This is a genomic window from Polynucleobacter sp. KF022, assembly GCF_027924105.1.
Lineage (GTDB): Bacteria > Pseudomonadota > Gammaproteobacteria > Burkholderiales > Burkholderiaceae > Polynucleobacter.
Genome location: NZ_AP026972.1, coordinates 567,586 through 585,722, shown reverse-complemented (window position 1 = coordinate 585,722; position 18,137 = coordinate 567,586). Strand labels below are relative to the sequence as shown.

Annotated in this window: 14 protein-coding genes and 5 pseudogenes; 7 read left to right on the top strand and 12 right to left on the bottom strand. The window is 45.9% G+C overall.

What is annotated here, in order from left to right:
* Positions 1-27 precede the first annotated feature (27 nt).
* The 11 genes and pseudogenes from PKF022_RS03070 to PKF022_RS03020 all read right to left on the bottom strand — a co-directional run bounded on the left by PKF022_RS03070 (position 28) and on the right by PKF022_RS03020 (position 9,954).
* Positions 28-972: an LD-carboxypeptidase gene (locus PKF022_RS03070; protein ID WP_281777175.1), complete on the bottom strand. Its 945-nt coding sequence runs from the start codon at positions 970-972 to the stop codon at positions 28-30.
* Positions 969-1,427, bottom strand: a complete 459-nt coding sequence (gene tadA / locus PKF022_RS03065; RefSeq protein WP_281777174.1) for a tRNA adenosine(34) deaminase TadA — start codon at positions 1,425-1,427, stop codon at positions 969-971. The genes PKF022_RS03070 and tadA overlap by 4 nt, the downstream gene beginning before the upstream one ends.
* Complete coding sequence (gene queD / locus PKF022_RS03060) at positions 1,428-1,892, bottom strand: 6-carboxytetrahydropterin synthase QueD (RefSeq protein WP_281777173.1); 465 nt, start codon at positions 1,890-1,892, stop codon at positions 1,428-1,430. It lies immediately after the preceding gene.
* 35 nt (positions 1,893-1,927) lie between these two features.
* Positions 1,928-2,581, bottom strand: coding sequence for a 7-carboxy-7-deazaguanine synthase (gene queE, locus PKF022_RS03055; RefSeq protein WP_216231508.1), 654 nt, complete (start codon positions 2,579-2,581; stop codon positions 1,928-1,930).
* 28 nt (positions 2,582-2,609) lie between these two features.
* Positions 2,610-3,317 (bottom strand): hypothetical protein, encoded by a 708-nt coding sequence (locus PKF022_RS03050; protein WP_281777172.1) that lies wholly within the window; start codon positions 3,315-3,317, stop codon positions 2,610-2,612.
* A 9-nt stretch (positions 3,318-3,326) separates the two neighbouring features.
* Positions 3,327-5,195, bottom strand: a complete 1,869-nt coding sequence (locus PKF022_RS03045) for a radical SAM protein (RefSeq protein WP_281777171.1) — start codon at positions 5,193-5,195, stop codon at positions 3,327-3,329.
* A gap of 33 nt (positions 5,196-5,228) precedes the next feature.
* Positions 5,229-6,029: a ferritin-like domain-containing protein gene (locus PKF022_RS03040; RefSeq protein WP_281777170.1), complete on the bottom strand. Its 801-nt coding sequence runs from the start codon at positions 6,027-6,029 to the stop codon at positions 5,229-5,231.
* 30 nt (positions 6,030-6,059) lie between these two features.
* Entirely contained in the window at positions 6,060-7,667 is a 1,608-nt protein-coding gene (gene guaA / locus PKF022_RS03035) for a glutamine-hydrolyzing GMP synthase (protein ID WP_281777169.1), read from the bottom strand.
* Positions 7,668-7,693: 26 nt separating this feature from the next.
* A pseudogene (guaB, locus tag PKF022_RS03030) lies at positions 7,694-9,154 on the bottom strand (IMP dehydrogenase).
* Positions 9,155-9,180: 26 nt separating this feature from the next.
* A complete protein-coding gene (locus PKF022_RS03025) occupies positions 9,181-9,531 on the bottom strand; it encodes an RnfH family protein (RefSeq protein WP_281777168.1) in 351 nt (116 codons plus the stop codon).
* A pseudogene (locus PKF022_RS03020) lies at positions 9,524-9,954 on the bottom strand (type II toxin-antitoxin system RatA family toxin). The gene PKF022_RS03025 and the pseudogene PKF022_RS03020 overlap by 8 nt, the downstream one beginning before the upstream one ends.
* A 25-nt stretch (positions 9,955-9,979) precedes the next feature.
* Between PKF022_RS03020 and smpB the strand changes: the two are divergent.
* From smpB to PKF022_RS02990, 6 genes and pseudogenes are all read left to right on the top strand, one after another.
* Positions 9,980-10,434: pseudogene (gene smpB / locus PKF022_RS03015) on the top strand (SsrA-binding protein SmpB).
* 191 nt (positions 10,435-10,625) lie between these two features.
* Positions 10,626-11,975, top strand: a pseudogene (locus tag PKF022_RS03010) (circularly permuted type 2 ATP-grasp protein).
* Positions 11,976-11,988: 13 nt separating this feature from the next.
* Positions 11,989-12,963, top strand: a pseudogene (locus PKF022_RS03005) (alpha-E domain-containing protein).
* A gap of 18 nt (positions 12,964-12,981) precedes the next feature.
* The gene (locus PKF022_RS03000; RefSeq protein ID WP_281777167.1) at positions 12,982-13,368 is read left to right on the top strand and encodes a transglutaminase N-terminal domain-containing protein; all 387 of its coding nucleotides are present in this window, start codon (positions 12,982-12,984) and stop codon (positions 13,366-13,368) included.
* Between the two features lie 82 nt (positions 13,369-13,450).
* Positions 13,451-13,777, top strand: coding sequence for a transglutaminase family protein (locus PKF022_RS02995; protein ID WP_281777166.1), 327 nt, complete (start codon positions 13,451-13,453; stop codon positions 13,775-13,777).
* Between the two features lie 52 nt (positions 13,778-13,829).
* Positions 13,830-14,702: a peptidase gene (locus PKF022_RS02990; RefSeq protein WP_281777165.1), complete on the top strand. Its 873-nt coding sequence runs from the start codon at positions 13,830-13,832 to the stop codon at positions 14,700-14,702.
* Between the two features lie 80 nt (positions 14,703-14,782).
* On the opposite strand, the gene ppsA is transcribed toward PKF022_RS02990, so the two are convergent.
* Positions 14,783-17,188: a phosphoenolpyruvate synthase gene (gene ppsA, locus PKF022_RS02985; protein WP_281777164.1), complete on the bottom strand. Its 2,406-nt coding sequence runs from the start codon at positions 17,186-17,188 to the stop codon at positions 14,783-14,785.
* A gap of 106 nt (positions 17,189-17,294) precedes the next feature.
* Between ppsA and PKF022_RS02980 the strand changes: the two genes are divergently transcribed.
* On the top strand, positions 17,295-18,122 hold the full coding sequence (locus tag PKF022_RS02980; RefSeq protein ID WP_216231496.1) for a pyruvate, water dikinase regulatory protein: 828 nt from the start codon (positions 17,295-17,297) through the stop codon (positions 18,120-18,122).
* Positions 18,123-18,137 lie beyond the last annotated feature (15 nt).

The window sequence follows — 18,137 nt, the reverse complement described above, 5'->3', positions numbered from 1 at the left end:
AGGGGCGCTTCAAGAGGTGACTAATCGTTACCACAGCGCCTTAAGCTCAAATCCATTTGAATTGAAATTTAAGCTAGCTGTAGCGCCAATAGGCAGAGTCAATTTATTTGCTTGGTGCCCAAATGGCAGCCCGGTCAATATAGGAATCTCTTTTGGCAAGCGTTTGCGAACTACTTCGATAGCGCGCTCAAGTGAATAACCCCTGTCGTTATCGTATAGACGATAAGCGGAAAAACCGCCCAATAAGATGGTGCTTTGATTTGAAAGAACACCTGCATCTAGAAGTTGCATCATCATTCTCTCAAGCCGATAGGGATGCTCATTCACATCTTCTAGAAACAAGATACCGCCTTGCGTTTGCTTGGCATCAGGGAGATATGGAGTGCCGACCAAACCAGCGATCACAGTCAAATTACCTCCCCACAATAATCCTGCGAGGGAGCCAGTATTAGCTTTACCCAAAAAGGATTGCGGGGTTAAAACCTGACAGTCGAGTTTGCGATTTTGAATAGCGCTCTGAAAATGCTCCCACATAAATGCATCTGGCACCACTGGAGCGCCATTATCGCCAAGACGTCCAAAATCATAGTTGAGCATTGGGCCAGCCAAAGTAATGGCACCTGTTTTTGCCAGCAAAGCCAACTGAAATACCGTGAAATCACTATGGCCACAAACTTGTAAACCAGTTTGAATTGCCTTAGCAATAGCACTCCACTCTATATCTGGAAGCAAGCGGTGCAAACCGTATCCCCCGCGCATAGCCATCACTAGGGTTTTTGAATCTAATTGCGCAATCTGATTAATCTCAGCAAGACGCGCTTCATCGCTGCCAGCAAAGCGCTCGTAGACTCGATGTACGCAATCTGCATTTTGGACATCAATACCTTGCTCCTCTAACCAGTCAATGCCAGCCAAAGGACTTTTGCTATCTAAACTTGCTCCAGATGGAGCAATCAGGTGAATGGATTTCAACGTCGTCCCTTAAAAAAATCACGTAACAACTGACCACACTCTTCACTCATGATGCCACCTTCGACGCTTGTCTGGTGATTAATCTGCTTAGAAGCAAATAAATCCAAGACGCTGCCTGCAGCACCTGTCTTAGGGTCTGGGGCGCCAAAGACTACACGATCAATCCTAGCATGAAGCATTGCTCCAGAGCACATCGCACATGGTTCTAGAGTGACATATAAAGTGCTGCCAGGAATACGATAACTCCCTTCAGAAAGCGCAGCCTCTCTCAAGGCCAACATTTCTGCATGTGCACTGGGATCATGATTTGCAATAGGTTTATTAAAGGCTTTGGAAATGACTTGGCCATCTTTAACCAAGACAGCCCCGACAGGAACCTCGCCTGATTGCGCAGCCAACTGAGCTTGCTCAATTGCCATACGCATATATTGCTGGTCAAGCTCAGCTTGCATCATTTACGCAGAGTGGACATCAGCCCAGCAATTAGGCGTCTCATAAAGACGAACAGAAGAGAGTTCCAGGCGACCACCAAAGGCTTTATTAAAAACTGGTTGCAGTATTGCGAAAGCAGCATTTGCTAAATTTTCTACAGTCGGAACGTGATCCATGATGACTGTCTTGTGATTGGGCAAAGTAGCCAAAAACGCCACCAAACCTTCATCCTCCTTGGCGACCAGAAAAGCATGGTCCCAAAGGTCCACAACATACTGATTAGTTAAGCGCTTGATATCACCAAAATCAAGCACCATCCCATCCTCAGCCTTACCTGGATGATCTGCCACTTCACCAGTCAGAGTGACTTCAATCGCATAACGATGGCCATGTAGATGGCGGCATTGACCATCATGGTTTGGGATGCGATGTCCTGAATCAAACTCGAGGCGACGGGTAATTGAGATGGGAGGCTGTTTATTTGTCATTAGGTACTTAATTATCCTGTTTGAGCTCGGCCAAATTACCGAATCCCGATCAGCTTATGAGACTGCAGACTCAATCGCCATAAGGGACGCTTTTGACACAAGCTTACTGCTAATTCTGTATTGCTTTTAAGATTTTGACCATCCATAGGCTGCAAGAAACGATTTCGATAATCCATCTTCTCAAAGCGAGCCATGAGTTTTTCTAACTCTAGATTATCTTGCTGAGGAATTACCAGCTTTAACTCATCTGCTTGCAAAACAATTAATTCAGATCCAGCCTTAGGACTGACGCAAACCCAATCAACCCCTTTAGGAATTTTAATAGTCCCATTTGTTTCGATTGCAACTTCAAAACCTTTGCGATGAAGGGCTGCGATTAGCTCATCATCCAATTGCAGAAGAGGCTCACCGCCAGTAAAAACAACATAACGCTGCTGAGGTCCAGCAGAGGTGCTGCGCCATGAAGACTCAATGGCATCTGCAAGTGCATTGGCCGTTTCAAACTTACCGCCACCAATGCCATCGCTACCCACAAAATCGGTATCGCAAAACTGGCAAATAGCTGTGGCACGATCTTCTTCACGCCCACTCCAAAGATTACACCCAGCAAATCGGCAAAATACTGCCGCCCTACCAGCGTGGGCACCTTCACCCTGAAGGGTAGGAAATAGTTCTTTTACGGTATACATAGCAATTAGACTATTTTAAGCGCTTTGCTTATTTCCAGGAGATTAACTCCCACTCCAAGTAATCTTCCCAGTAAGCATTCGCCCAATAAACGCCTGGCGTAATGTAACGCCCATAGCTCCTACGTATCACCCAGCGACCAACTTCTGGCGAGAGCCAAAGCAAATCCTCACGGTAATTTGCTACTCTAAAAACATCCTGACTTTCAAAGTAAGGCATCTCATTTTGATATTTCAGGGTCAAAAATTCACCCGCCGTAACTGAAATACGTTCCCATTGATAGGAATTGACATTTACCCCACAATAGAAGCTGCCGTCTGGATGACCCAGGACCTGATACCGGGTTCTATAAAAGCCATTCCAATTGGCTTTTAATTGTTCAGGCCATATAGGAATTGCAGAAGTAAATTTTTGTGGCGGACTCCAGTGTGGATCCTGAATCACAAATCCCCAGGGAGATTGGATTTCATCTGGTAAGGGGCCTGCTTTGACGCCGACCCTAGAAATGCGAATTTGCTCTCCAACCGAAACTACTTTTTCAGTAACCGTATCCACTATCTCCTGGTTAAAAACATTACGTACTCGATACACCCATTCTTGCCCTACTTTTGGAGCGCGAATGGAAGGAGTGGGAGTGGGCTGAGCCTCAACGACTCCATTTGGAAATGGTTGAGAGGAGATACATGCCGTCAATAAGACGGACATGATTAAGTAAACAATATGGCGGGCAGTCATCATGTCGTCAGCTTATCGATACAAAGCATTCTCTATAAAATTATGGGCAACCGTCGTCTTTGGGATGGCCATTCCTAAACCATCAAACCAAGAGTGCGCTTTAAGCTCAAAACCTACTCCATGCATATAGTTATAAATAGCCTTTTTCAATCCTTGACCCAAGGCATCATGGTCAACGCCAGTTGGATCAATAAAGGCAACATCATTCTTGGCAAAAGTAATTTCTGGCAACGGTACTAATTCAATTCCATACTCTTGTGGATTTAAACCCACAGGAGAATGAACGGTGCAGATAAAGCGGTGAAAAAATCCACTTTGGATACAGCCACTCTCAAATAACTGCCTTACATATTCCAAAGCATCTACCGTTTCTTGTACTGTTTGAGTAGGAAAGCCATACATCAGATAAGCATGCACCAAGATGCCCGCATCTGAAAAACCTTTGGTAACCTGAGCCACTTGCTCAACGGATACACCCTTTTTCATCAGGTTTAGCAATCTGTCAGAGGCAACCTCTAAGCCACCGGACATCGCTATACAACCACTTTGGGCTAGAAGTTCGGCCACTTGCGGAGTAAAAGTTTTTTCAAAGCGAATATTGCCCCACCAAGAAATGACCACCTTACGACGAATCAACTCCTCAGCTAGGGCTTTTAATGCCTTAGGTGGAGCTGCCTCATCCACAAAATGAAATCCCGTTTGGCCAGTCTCGGCAACGATCTGCTCAATACGATCCACCAATAAGCTGGCTGAAGCAGTTTCATAACGAGAAATGTAATCAAGCGAAACATCGCAGAAGCTACATTTTTTCCAATAGCAGCCGTGCGCAACAGTGAGCTTATTCCAACGACCATCACTCCATAAGCGATGCATTGGATTGAGCATGTCCAAAAGTGATAAATAAGAATCTAGAGGTAATCCATCCCAGGTAGCTGTACCAACCTCTTCAAATGGAATGTCCGGCTCCTGCCAATTGAGGTATTGAACTTGATTTTTTGAATTTCGAATAAAAGTGCGTACCAATCTCTCTGTGGAGCGCTTACCCCGCAGATGTTCTAGCAAAGCAAGCAAGGGTCTTTCCCCAGAATCGAGCGTAATGAAATCTACATAATCAAAAATACGAGCATCGCTCAGCTCGCGCAGCTCTGTATTGACATAGCCCCCACCTAATGCAATCTTGATTTTTGGGTGAGCTCTTTTAATGACTTGAGCAATCCGCAAGGCCGCATACATCGCCCCAGGAAATGGTACGGATAGAAGCACTAGGTTGGGCTGATGGTCCTCAATAGTCTTACTTGCAAGTTCTTGCAAATGCAAATCCATTAGCGTCGGGTTCGCATTCAGTGCATCAGCTAAAGGCGTGAATGTAGGCTGGCTACTTGCAAGAGATTCCGCATAACGGACAAACTCAAAACGATCATCAACGGCATCGCGCATCACATCCGATAAATCATTGAGATACAAGGTTGCTAAATGACGTGCTCGATCATGTGATCCTAGAGCCCCAAAAGCCCAAGCCAATGAGTCGCCATCTTCATCATCAAAGGCATCCAAAGACGCAAAGCGTGGTCCTTCAGGCAAAAAAGCGCGCGAGTTAATACGGTGGCTAAGAGTACTATCTCGGCCTTGCAAAAAACTAATCACTGATGAGATAGTGGATTGGTAGCTAGCAAAATAGTCTAAGAAAAAATTGACGCTAGCACTACGACTTTCCTCCGGAACTAGAAGGGCTTCCCCGTAAATTTTGGCCAGGCCTTCTGGCGTAAAAAAACTAAGTACCAGTGCCAGAGCTAAATCCTCTTGGGCGGCATCTACTCCGCGTGACCTCAAAAATCCCGTGAGATAGGCCGTAGAGGGATATGGTGTATTAAGCTGGGTCATTGGGGGAATGAGGCTCAATACCTTCATATTCATTTACGATGCCCCCAGAAGAGTTAACTCTTCGCTTGTAAATCCAGCTCGCTGACGAGCTTCTATATTGAATGGCCCCCTTAAAACAGGTGCGCGATATTTTTCAGCCAACTCTCGGTAAGTAGCAATCGGCGAAAGATGATCCTGTGTACACAAGAAATTAAACCAACGATTGCCAATCAGAACATGGCCGATTTCATCATTGAGAATAATCTCCAAAATCTCAACCGCCCTTGTCTCTTTAATTTGCTTAAAGCGATCTCGAATCATCGGCACGGCATCTAGTCCTCTTGCTTCCATGGTTCTAGGCACAAGCGCCATCCTAGCAATAACTGAATCAGTTGTTCTTTCAACCATCTCCCACAAACTATTGTGAGCCGGAAAATCACCATAGGTAAAACCCAGTGATTTCAGATGTTCATTTACCAAACTGAAGTGATACGCCTCTTCTTTAGCAACCTTAAGCCAGTCCTCGTAGTACTGCTGAGGCATATTTGGAAAGCGCCAGATTGCATCCAGAGCAAGATTCATGGCATTAAATTCAATATGTGCAAGTGAGTGCAACAAACCTGCCCTACCTTCGGGCGTATCCATTCTTCTTTTGGGGACTAACTTTGGCAGAACTAACTCTGGCTTGGCTGGGCGCCCAGGAAGTGTGAGGTCTTGAGAATCAAGTACACCAGAAATATCGAGAGTCACCTGCTGCTGTTGATATTCATCAAACAGGTGCAATAACTGACTGACTTTAGTCTGATAATCGACGCTTGCTAGGATTGCGAGTGAGGTTGCTCGTAACTCAAGCATAGGAATTGGTAGGCTTTTTTAGCCCGCCCCTTATTCCCACTCGATCGTTGCTGGCGGTTTTCCGCTAATGTCGTATACGACTCGATTGATGCCACGCACTTCATTGATGATGCGGTTTGACACTTTACCAAGCAACTCATGCGGCAAATGAGCCCAATGCGCCGTCATAAAGTCTTGAGTCTGCACAGCTCTAAGTGCTACAACATATTCATACGTTCTGCCGTCACCCATCACACCTACAGACTTCACTGGTAAGAAAACAGCAAATGCTTGACTGGTGAGGTCATACCAAGATTTTTGACTGACTTCATCAATCGTATTGCGTAACTCTTCAATGAAGATGGCATCAGCACGTTGAAGCAAGCTCGCAAACTCAGCCTTTACTTCACCCAAAATGCGCACGCCAAGACCAGGACCAGGGAACGGATGGCGGTACACCATCTCACGTGGCAAACCTAATGCAACGCCGAGCTCGCGAACTTCATCTTTAAAGAGCTCGCGCAATGGCTCAAGTAATTTGAGATGCATATCCTCAGGTAAGCCACCAACATTATGGTGACTCTTAATAGTATGTGCGCCCTTCTTACCTTTACCAGCAGACTCAATCACATCCGGGTAAATAGTTCCTTGAGCAAGCCATTTGGCGTTTTTTATTTTTCCAGATTCAGTTTGGAAAATTTCCACAAACTCTTTACCGATAATCTTGCGCTTAGCTTCTGGATCAGAAACGCCAGCCAACTCACCCATAAAAGTTTCTTTGGCATCAACGCGAATGACTTTCACACCCAAATTGCGTGCAAACATCTCCATCACCATGTCGCCTTCATTTAGACGAAGCAAGCCATGGTCTACAAACACACAAGTCAGTTGATCGCCAATGGCGCGATGAATCAACGCTGCAGCAACGCTAGAGTCAACGCCACCAGATAAACCAAGAATGACTTCCTCATCCCCAACTTGCTTGCGAATATTGTCTACAGCTTCCGCGATGTAATCGCCCATCACCCAGTCAGGCTTGCACTGACAAATCTCATGCACAAAACGCTCAATGATTGCCGTGCCTTGAATGGTGTGGGTCACTTCAGGATGAAACTGGAATGCATAAAAACGACGCTCTTCATCAGCCATACCTGCTATAGGGCAAGACTCGGTCGAGGCCATCAACTTAAATGATGGCGGCAATGTAGTAACGGAGTCGCCATGACTCATCCACACTTTCAGAATGCCATGACCTTCACTAGTCGAGAAATCCTGAATGCCTTTGAGTAAATTGGTATGGCCATGGGCGCGCACTTCTGAATAACCGAACTCACGCGCCTTACCCAAAGACTCGGCAGACGCAACCGCACCACCCAATTGAGTAGCCATCGTTTGCATGCCGTAGCAAATACCTAGAACAGGAACACCCAGTCCAAAAACGATTTGGGGTGCACGAGGACTACCCTCTTCAGTTACTGAGCTTGGTCCACCAGAAAGAATGATGCCTTTACCGCCCTGCTCTTGAATGAACTTGCGAATGAATTCTGGATCGCAATCGTAGGGGTGAATCTCGGAGTACACACGTCCATCGCGTACGCGTCTTGCAATGAGTTGAGTTACTTGTGAACCAAAGTCGAGAATCAGTATTTTGTCGTGCACGAATGAAGCATAATCTTATTTAAGTCTTAATCAATATGGTAGTTTGGCGCTTCTTTAGTGATCTTCACATCATGAACGTGCGATTCACGCACACCAGCAGAGGTAATCTCAACAAAGTTCGCTTTCTCATGAAGCTCGTCGATCGTTTTGCAACCAAGATAACCATGGAAGAGCGAATGCCACCAGTTAATTGGTGCAAGATTGCCAAAACGCTACCCTTATAAGGCACTTGACCCTCAATACCTTCAGGCACAAGCTTCTCAGCATTCGCAACGATGTCACTTTGGAAGTAACGATCAGCAGAACCATCAGCCATCGCGCCCAAAGAACCCATACCGCGATAACTCTTATATGAACGCCCTTGATATAAAAATACTTCTCCAGGAGCTTCTTCAGTACCGGCAAACATGCCGCCCATCATTACAGAACTAGCGCCAGCTGCTAATGCTTTTGCAACATCACCGGAATAACGTACGCCACCATCAGCAATCAATGGAATGCCTGTACCTTTGAGTGCAGTGGCCACATTCACAATCGCAGTAATTTGCGGAACACCGACACCAGCAACAATACGAGTGGTGCAAATTGATCCTGGACCAATACCAACCTTGACGCCGTCGGCACCATGATCAGCCAATGCTTTAGCAGCATCGCCAGTAGCAATATTGCCGCCAATCACTTGAACGTGAGGGAAAGTTTTCTTGACCCACTTCACACGATCTAATACACCTTGGCTATGTCCATGCGCAGTGTCAACTACGATCACATCAACACCTGCGCGCACCAATAATTCAATGCGCTCATCATTATCTGGACCTACACCTACTGCAGCACCTACGCGCAGCTTACCTTCGCTGTCTTTACAGGCATTCGGATGCTCAGTCGCTTCAGAATATCTTTTACTGTAATCAGGCCACGTAACTCAAACTTGTCGTTCACAACCAATACGCGCTCTAAACGATGCTGACTCATTAAACGTTTTGCTTCGTCTAATGAGCAACCTTCTTTAACAGTCACTAAACGCTCGCGTGGAGTCATCTTGCTTTTACTGGCGCATCTAAGTCTCTTCGAAACGCAAATCGCGGTTAGTGATGATGCCAACCACCTCTTTGCCTACGAGAACTGGAAATCCAGAGAAGCCATGTTCACGAGAAAGCTGAATCACTTGACGCAATGTGACATCAGGACTAATGGTGATTGGATCACGCAATACGCCAGATTCGTAGCGCTTTACTTTCGCCACTTCACGCGCTTGTTCAGCAGGCTTTAGATTTTTATGAATAATGCCAATACCACCTTCGCTGGCCATGGCAATTGCCCAAACGACCTTCGGTCACAGTGTCCATAGCTGCAGACACCAATGGTGTATTGAGTGAAATTTCTCGAGTTAACTTACTTGCCAAGCTGGCATCTCGAGGGAGTACCGATGAATAGGCCGGTACGAGGAGCACATCGTCAAAAGTGAGTGCTTTTTGAATGAGTCGCATGCAAAACCCCTAGTCGCAAAAACCGATTATAGCCTCCTAGCCTTTCTTTTAGCTGCGGCAGCCTGGAATTTGGCATCTTGGTTCTGGTTGGCCTTTTTACGCCGAACGGTCTTAGGGTCTATGATTAGCGGGGAATATAGCTCCAAGCGATCACCGGCATAAAGCGGGCTATCCCAGTCCTTGCGCTTGCCAAAGACCCCAAAGCAGCCTTTTCTGGCTATAGCAGGGTCATCAGGACCTAAGGCGATTCCAGTCTTGACCAGAGCCCAGCCAATCGTAGCCACCTCTCCAGCCTCCAAAATGAGCTTGGTCGGCGTTAACTGTGGCTCCCCCTGTCTTGCATCACAAAGTAGCAGATCCAGTATGCGCTCAGCCATACAGCTCCTCTGCACGCTTTACAAAACAATCCACAAAGGTGCCGGCGATGTGGCCAAAGACGGGCCCAATAATCTTATCGAGAATGACGCTCTTAAACTCCCAATGGAGCTTGAACTCGACCTTACAGGCATCTTCGCGCAGAGGAATAAAGTTCCATTGCCAGAAAAATGCTTAAACGGCCCATCTACAAAGACCATATCAATCGTTTCTGGGCGGTGGTTAACGTTGCGGGTATGAAAGTACTGAGTAATGCCCTTGAAATGAATATTGATTTTGGCATCAAGCACTGTCTCAGTTTGCTCAAAAATTTCCACACCGCCACACCATGGCAGAAACTCAGGATAGCGGGCAACATCGGTCACTAAGCCGTACATGCGGTCGGCTGATTGACCAATTAAAACGGTCTTGTAGACGTCTGCCATAATCGTTCTTGAGAGCTAAATAAATATGAGTATCGTCGATAACAAAAAAAGCCTTCTTTGATTATTTTATAGAGGAGCGCTTTGAGGCAGGTCTTGTGCTGGAAGGCTGGGAAGTAAAAGCTATCCGCGCTGGGCGCGTGCACATCAAGGAAGCGTATGTTGTTATACGTAAGGCGGAGCTATTCCTGATCGGCTGCCATATCACCCCCTCTCCTTTCAGCCTCTACCCATATCGTTCCGGACAATACCCGCACTAGAAAGCTGCTTCTCAACGCTATTGAAATCCGCAAACTCATTGGCAAGGTTGAGCAAAAAGGCTACACGCTAGTGCCACTCAACCTGCATTTCTCCAAAGGAAATGTGAAGTGCGAAATTGGCCTGGCCAGAGGAAAAAAACAGCACGATAAACGGGCTGCCACCAAAGAACGTGAGTGGGAAGTGCAAAAAGGCCGAATCGCCAGAGGCGATTTAAACGCTTAACCTCCCAAAAACTGGGTTAGACTGGCTTGAGAGCCAATATCTGAGCATTTATGCACTTTTATGGTGCAATACAGCACCAAGCCGCTTCAAATCCCTCAATTCAGACCTTTTAAAGGCATTAGTTTTATAACTATGAAATTGCCTTTTGACGAAATGCTCGACGCCGCAGCAAAGCGCGTCCCCACTACCAAATTTTTCATAATTGGCTAAAACAGCAAAGTGACACCCTGATGGGTCTCAAACGAGCTGAAGCTGACCTGATCTTTAGGCGAGTCGGAATTACCTTTGCTGTTTATGGAGATGATCTCGGCGCGGAGAGAACTATTCCTTTTGATCAAGTACCTCGCATCTTTACCGCTAAAGAATGGGAGCAGCTTGAGGCTGGTTTACGCCAACGCGTTAAAGCACTAAACCGCTTTATCTATGACGTATATCACGATGAAGAAATTATCAAAGCAGAATTGTTCCAGCCGAGCAAATTTATAACAACGCACAATATCGTCCTGAGATGCGCAACGTCAGTGTGCCACGTGACATCTATGCGCAAATTGCTGGGATCGATATCGTACGCGCTGGTGAAGGCGAGTTCTACGTATTAGAAGATAACTTACGTGTTCCCTCTGGTGTGTCTTATATGGTTGAAGACCGCAAGATGATGATGCGCCTCTTTCCAGACCTCTTCCAAAAATATCGCATTGCCCCTGTAGAGCACTACCCCGATCTTTTGCTCGAATGCCTTAAGTCCGTTAAACCAGATGACGTTAAAAAACCAAATGTGGTAGTGCTAACGCCTGGCATGTATAACTCCGCCTATTTTGAGCACAGTTACCTTGCGCAACAGATGGGTGTGGAGCTGGTTGAAGGTAAAGATCTGTTTGTTAAAAATGAACAAGTCTTCATGCGTACCACTCAGGGCCCCGAGCGAGTGGATGTAATCTACCGTCGCGTTGATGATGACTTCTTAGATCCCCTGGCATTCCGCTCCGATTCAACCTTGGGTGTTGCAGGACTCTTATCTGCCCATCGTGCTGGTAACGTTACTTTAGCCAATGCGATTGGCACCGGCATTGCCGATGACAAATCAATATATCCATACGTACCCGAGATGATTGAGTTTTATCTTGGCGAAAAACCTATCCTCAATAACGTTCCTACTTTCCAGTGTCGCAAAACGGATGATCTGGCATACACCTTAGCGAATTTAGATAAGCTAGTTGTCAAACTCACTCATGGTGCTGGTGGCTATGGCATGTTGGTGGGCCCAGCATCTACCAAAGCAGAGATTGAAGAATTTAGAACGCATCTGATTGCAAACCCAGACAAATATATTGCTCAACCGACCTAGCGCTCTCTACCTGCCCTACTTTTGTGGAGTCAGGCGTTGCACCAAGGCATATCGATTTAAGACCCTTTGTACTTTCAGGCAAAACCATCAAGATGGTGCCAGGTGGATTGACTAGGGTTGCGCTTAAGAAGGTTCTTTAGTAGTGAACTCCTCCCAGGGTGGTGGAACTAAAGACACCTGGGTGTTAGAGAAATAAGGAAAGAGTAAACATGCTTAGCCGTACCGCTGATTGTCTTTATTGGATGGCTCGCTATACCGAGCGCGCAGAAATACCGCCCGCATGCTTGATGTTAATCATCAAACATCCCTGCTGCCACAACCTGCTGAGTTTTTGGAACAAAGCTGGAAAAAGCTACTCACGATATCTAAGTTGGAGGAGGCATTCCTCAGTAAATATGATGTGATTAATCGTGAAAATGTGTTGGATTTCATGATTTATGAAACCAGCAATCCTTCGAGCATTGTTTCCTGCTTATATGCCGCCCGTGAAAACGCACGCGTGATTCGCGGCAAGATCACTTCGGAGGTGTGGGAAACCCAGAATACGACTTGGCTTGAGTTACAGCGCATTCTGGAAGCAAGGCATCAAGCTGATCCTAGTCGCCTGTTGGAATGGGTCAAGCACCGCTGCCACCTTTCTAGAGGCGTTCTCTATGGCACGATGCTGAAGAACGAGGCTTTCTACTTTATTAGCGTTGGAACATTGCTTGAGCGTGCCGACAATACTGCCCGTATCTTAGAAACGAAATATGAAGATCAAGCAACGATAAAGGTACTTGGTGCCAATAAATCCTCAGATGAAGGTACCGATGGGGAATTCTTTGATTTTTACCACTGGGCTGCATTACTTCGCTCAGTTTCCGCATTTGAGATTTACCGTCAAATTTATTCCGATCAAGTAACCCAAAACAAGTTGCTGAGCTACTGATCTTTAATAAACAAATGCCGCGTTCCTTAGTATGCTGCGTAAATGAACTCATTCCCCTTATTTCCGAGGTAAAGAATCAGCATCCAAAGAAATTGAACGCTTACTTGGCAAACTCAAAGCCAGCATGGATTACTCTGATATCGATGAGGTGTTTGAGCAGGGCTTAGAAGAATTTATTGAAGAATTTCTAGAGCGCATTAATCATATTGCTGATGAATTTAGTAATGCGTACCTCATCCCACTAGCGGTTGCTTAAGACTTCACCAAAGAATATATGCACTTAAAGATTCGTCACCGCACTGAATACCGTTATGAAACTCCGGTACGCTACTCTATTCAAGAGTTGCGCCTCACTCCGCCAGCCGTCGCAGGTCAACAAATTGATAAGTGGAAGATTAGCACTCCCATTAAGGCATCCAACTCAATCGATACCTTTGGCAACGTATGCAGCGTCTTTGTGCAAGAGACCCCCTATACCTCGATGATGCTTGAGGCTGAGGGTGAAGTCCACACGGAAGATGCTTTTGAATTTATAGATGATCCTAAATCTGTTTCCCATATTATCTTCTGCAGCAGACCAATCTCACAGAGCCTACAGAAGCCATGTTGGAATATTTCTCTTACAGTCTTCCAAAGAAAAATTCAGTTGATCAAGTATTAAAACTCGCTGAGGCTGTTCAGGTTTAATTGTGTACTCCCCAGGCCAAACAAATTTCGCTACAACTGCCGCGCAAGCTTTTGCTATGAAATCCGGTGTTTGCCAAGATCATGCCCATATTATGCTTAGCCTTTGTCGTGCCTCACAAATTCCAGCACGTTATGTCAGCGGGTATTTCTTTGCGGAAGAGTCTCCAAATCTAGCAAGTCATGCTTGGATTGATTTCTGCAGCGATATTGACAAGGGCATCTGGACTAGCGTTGACATTACTCATGCCTGCCTCATCGATTCACGTCACATCAGGTTAGCAGTGGGTCGTGACTACTACTCTGCAGCCCCTGTAAAAGGGGTGCGCACCGGAGGCGGAGGCGAAGAACTAAGCGCCAATATCTCTATTCAACAGCTCGGCTAGCCCATCTGATTTTTAAGAGATAATCTCAAGAAATAATGAAGAGGGTTAGAGAATGACGTACTGTGTTGGGCTTTGTCTTAAAGATGGTCTTGTATTTTTATCGGACACCCGAACAAATGCAGGTGTAGACCAAATCGGCACCTTCAGAAAAATGACCCTGTTCCAAGAAAAGGATCGTTTCTTCACCCTCATGAGTGCGGGCAATCTTGCCATCACTCAAGCCGTTAAAGAAATCCTCTTACAAGGCCAACTACTCAATGGCAAGAATCTTTGGACCGCTGAGAATACGCATGATGCCGCTGTCGTTATTGGCGACGCCGTCAAGCAAGTTTATGAACGCGATCACAAGGCGCTTGAAAAGGCTGGGATCGATTTCAATTGCAATCTAATTTTTGGTGGCCAAGTAAAGGGTGAAAGACCCCGCCTATTTAATATCTATTCTGCTGGCAACTTTATTGAAGCCACTCCAGAGACTTGTTACTTCCAGATTGGTGAATCCAAGTATGGCAAACCAATTTTGGATAGAGTGCTGAACTTCAATACCTCATTGAATCTTGCAACCAAGTGTGCCTTGATCTCCATGGACTCCACTCTAAACAGTAATATTTCCGTAGGTCTGCCGCTCGACTTACTTGTATATGAGAAGAATTCCCTTAAAGCCAATAAGCTCGTCACCATGGATGAATCTAACCCCTACTTCCAGATGATTCATCAGCTTTGGGGTGAAAAGCTACGCGCTGCGTTTAACTCGATTTCAGAACCTAGCTGGAGTGGCGCCAATAAGTCGAGCGCCATTTCAGCGCCGGCTAAAAAGATGGGTGCAGTTCCCATTAATCGCCAGCCTGCAAAATCAAAAGCAAAGGTAGTAACCCCAACTGCCAAAAAGCCAGTAAAGAAAACCAGCATCAAGGCAAAAGCAAAATAATTAGCTAAAGAGCTCTTCCACTTCACCAAACAAAAAGGCCTAGAAAAATCTAGGCCTTTTGCTTTTTACGACTTCGCCAATTAGGCTTTTAAGCTCTTACCCAACATCTCCCAAGTAGCCACTACGCTATCTGGATTTAATGAGATGGAAGTAATGCCCTTCTCAACCAACCAACGGGCAAAGTCTGGGTGATCTGAAGGACCCTGACCGCAAATGCCAACATACTTGTTTTGTTTACGGCAAGCATCAATGGAGCGGGCAATCATGAACTCCACCGCTGGATCACGCTCATCAAAGTCGATTGCGAGCAACTCCATACCAGAGTCACGATCTAGACCCAGAGTTAATTGAGTCATATCATTTGAGCCGATAGAGAAGCCATCAAAATACTCAAGGAACTGATCCGCCAAAATTGCATTGGAAGGAATCTCGCACATCATGATGAGGCGCAAACCATTAACACCACGCTTGAGGCCGAACTTCTCCATCATATCGATCACGCGCTTAGCCTGATTAATAGTGCGCACAAACGGAACCATGATCTCAACGTTATCTAGACCCATATCTTCACGAACACGCTTCATTGCCGCGCACTCGAGAGCAAAAGCCTCGCCAAAATCTTCTGATACATAACGTGATGCACCGCGGAAGCCTAACATTGGATTTTCTTCATCCGGCTCGTAACGCGATCCTCCAATCAACTTCTTGTACTCGTTAGATTTGAAGTCTGACAAACGAACGATTACTGGCTTTGGATAGAAAGCAGCAGCAATGGTTGCCACACCCTCAACCAGCTTATCTTCGTAGAACTGACGTGGGCTAGCGTAACCGCGGGCCACACTCTCAACCGCACGCTTGAGATCTGGATCAATATTTGGGTACTCCAATACTGCGCGTGGATGAACACCAATGTAGTTATTGATAATGAACTCTAGACGCGCAAGACCAACACCAGCATTCGGAATTTGGCAGAAATCAAATGCCAATTGAGGATTACCAATGTTCATGGTGATCTTCACTGGAATTTCCGGCAATACGCCACGTGACACTTCAGTAACTTCAGTTTCAATCAGACCATCGTAGATGTGGCCTTCATCACCTTCAGCACAAGAAACAGTCACCATCATGCCGTCTTGTAAATGCTCAGTCGCATCGCCACAACCAACTACCGCAGGTACGCCCAATTCACGAGCAATAATCGCAGCGTGACAGGTACGACCACCACGGTTAGTCACAATCGCTGAAGCACGCTTCATTACTGGTTCCCAGTTTGGATCAGTCATGTCTGCAACTAATACGTCACCAGGCTGAACACGATCCATCTCGCTTGGGTCACGAATGATGCGGACAGGACCAGCACCAATCTTTTGACCGATTGCACGACCCTTGGCTAATACCTTTGAGCTACCTTTTAACTTATAGCGCATCTCGACTTGGCCAGCAGCCTGACTCTTCACTGTCTCAGGGCGAGCCTGGAGAATGTAGATGCGGCCATCTTGACCATCTTTACCCCACTCGATGTCCATTGGACGGCCATAGTGCTTCTCAATGATCATGGCGTATTTTGCCAACTCAGTAATATCAGCATCCTCTAATGAGAAGCGGTTACGCTTTTCTGGAGCGACATCTACTGTCTGTACTTTTTCTGCTGAACCCTTAGGTGCAAATTGCATCTGAATCAATTTAGAGCCTAAAGAGCGACGAATGATTGCTTTCTTGTCTTTGGCTAAAGTGGTTTTGAATACGTAGAACTCATCAGGATTTACTGCGCCCTGCACCACAGTCTCGCCCAAGCCATAGCTTGAAGTAATAAAAACAACATCTTCAAATCCGGACTCAGTATCCAATGTGAACATCACACCTGCAGCACCTAGATCAGAGCGCACCATGCGCTGAATACCTGCGGATAAGGCTACTTCAGCGTGGGCAAAGCCCTTGTGTACACGATAGGAGATCGCACGATCGTTATAAAGTGAGGCAAATACTTCACGAATCTTCTTGAGAACGTCATCAATACCTTCAACGTTCAAGAAAGTCTCTTGTTGACCTGCAAAAGAAGCATCCGGCAAATCTTCAGCGGTTGCTGACGAACGCACTGCAAATGAACCTTTGCCGGAATCATCCAATACCGCAAATGCTTTGCGAATTTCTTCATCAAGTTTAGGCTGAAATGGTGCTGTTTCGATCCAGTTACGGATTTCTGCACCAGCTTGTGCCAATGCACGCACATCATCAATATTCAAACCTTCTAAACGCTGTTGAATACGTTCAGTCAGGTTATTGTGTTTTAGAAAATCACGAAATGCCAATGCAGTGGTAGCAAAACCTGTTGGAACACGAACCCCAGTAGAGGCTAACTGAGAAATCATCTCACCCAGTGAAGCATTCTTACCGCCAACGGATTCAACATCCGTCATGCGAAGTTGCTCAAATGGCAAAACATAGGCATCAGCCATACTGCTATTTTGTTGCTGTTGGTTGGACATAAAATACTCTCTAAAGATAAGGAAACTGGTATAGCGGCCACCCTAAACGGGGCATGCTTTAATATGATTCTATTGTAGTGCTGACCCCGACTTTTAAGCCAAATCTATGTCTATCGAAACCCGCATTGTTTTTATTGTTTCTGACGGTACCGGCATTACTGCCGAGAACTTCAGCCAGTCGATTTTGGCCCAATTTGAGGCCACTTTTAAGCACATTCGGGTGCCATTCGTAGATAGCGTTGATAAGGCGCATGACGCCGTTAGCAGTATCAATCAAGCGGCCAGTAAATATGGGGTCCAACCCATTGTTTTCACTACTTTGGTGAATTCTGAGCTGAATGCCATTGTCGGCAAGGCAAATGGCCTCATTCTCGATATGTTCCAGACTTTCGTAGCACCTCTCGAGGAAGCCCTCGGCATGAAATCGACCCATGCCATGAACCGACTTCACCACAATGCGGATACCGAAGCCTATAAGAACCGTATAGAAGCGATTAACTACTCATTAGCCCATGACGATGGCCAATCCAATCAAAACTTGGCTGAAGCCGATGTCATCCTCATTGGCATCTCTCGAGTTGGTAAAACTCCTACAAGTTTGTACTTGGCAATGCAATACGGTCTCAAGGCGGCAAACTACCCTCTTATTCCAGAAGACTTTGAGCGAGGGCAACTTCCTAAGGACTTAGTACCTTATCGCCAGAAGATCTTTGGACTCATGATTGATGCAGAGCGCTTATCCGAGATTCGTAATGAACGCAGACCGGGCAGTAATTACGCCAAGCTAGAAAACTGTCGCTATGAAATCAATGAAGCAACGGCGATGATGAAAAAACAATCCATTCCATGGGTGCTCACCACCAGCAAATCTATCGAAGAGATTGCTACCACCGTATTGCAAGCAATTAAGTCTGATAAAACAATCTTGGGTTGATTGCTTTTAAGTAAG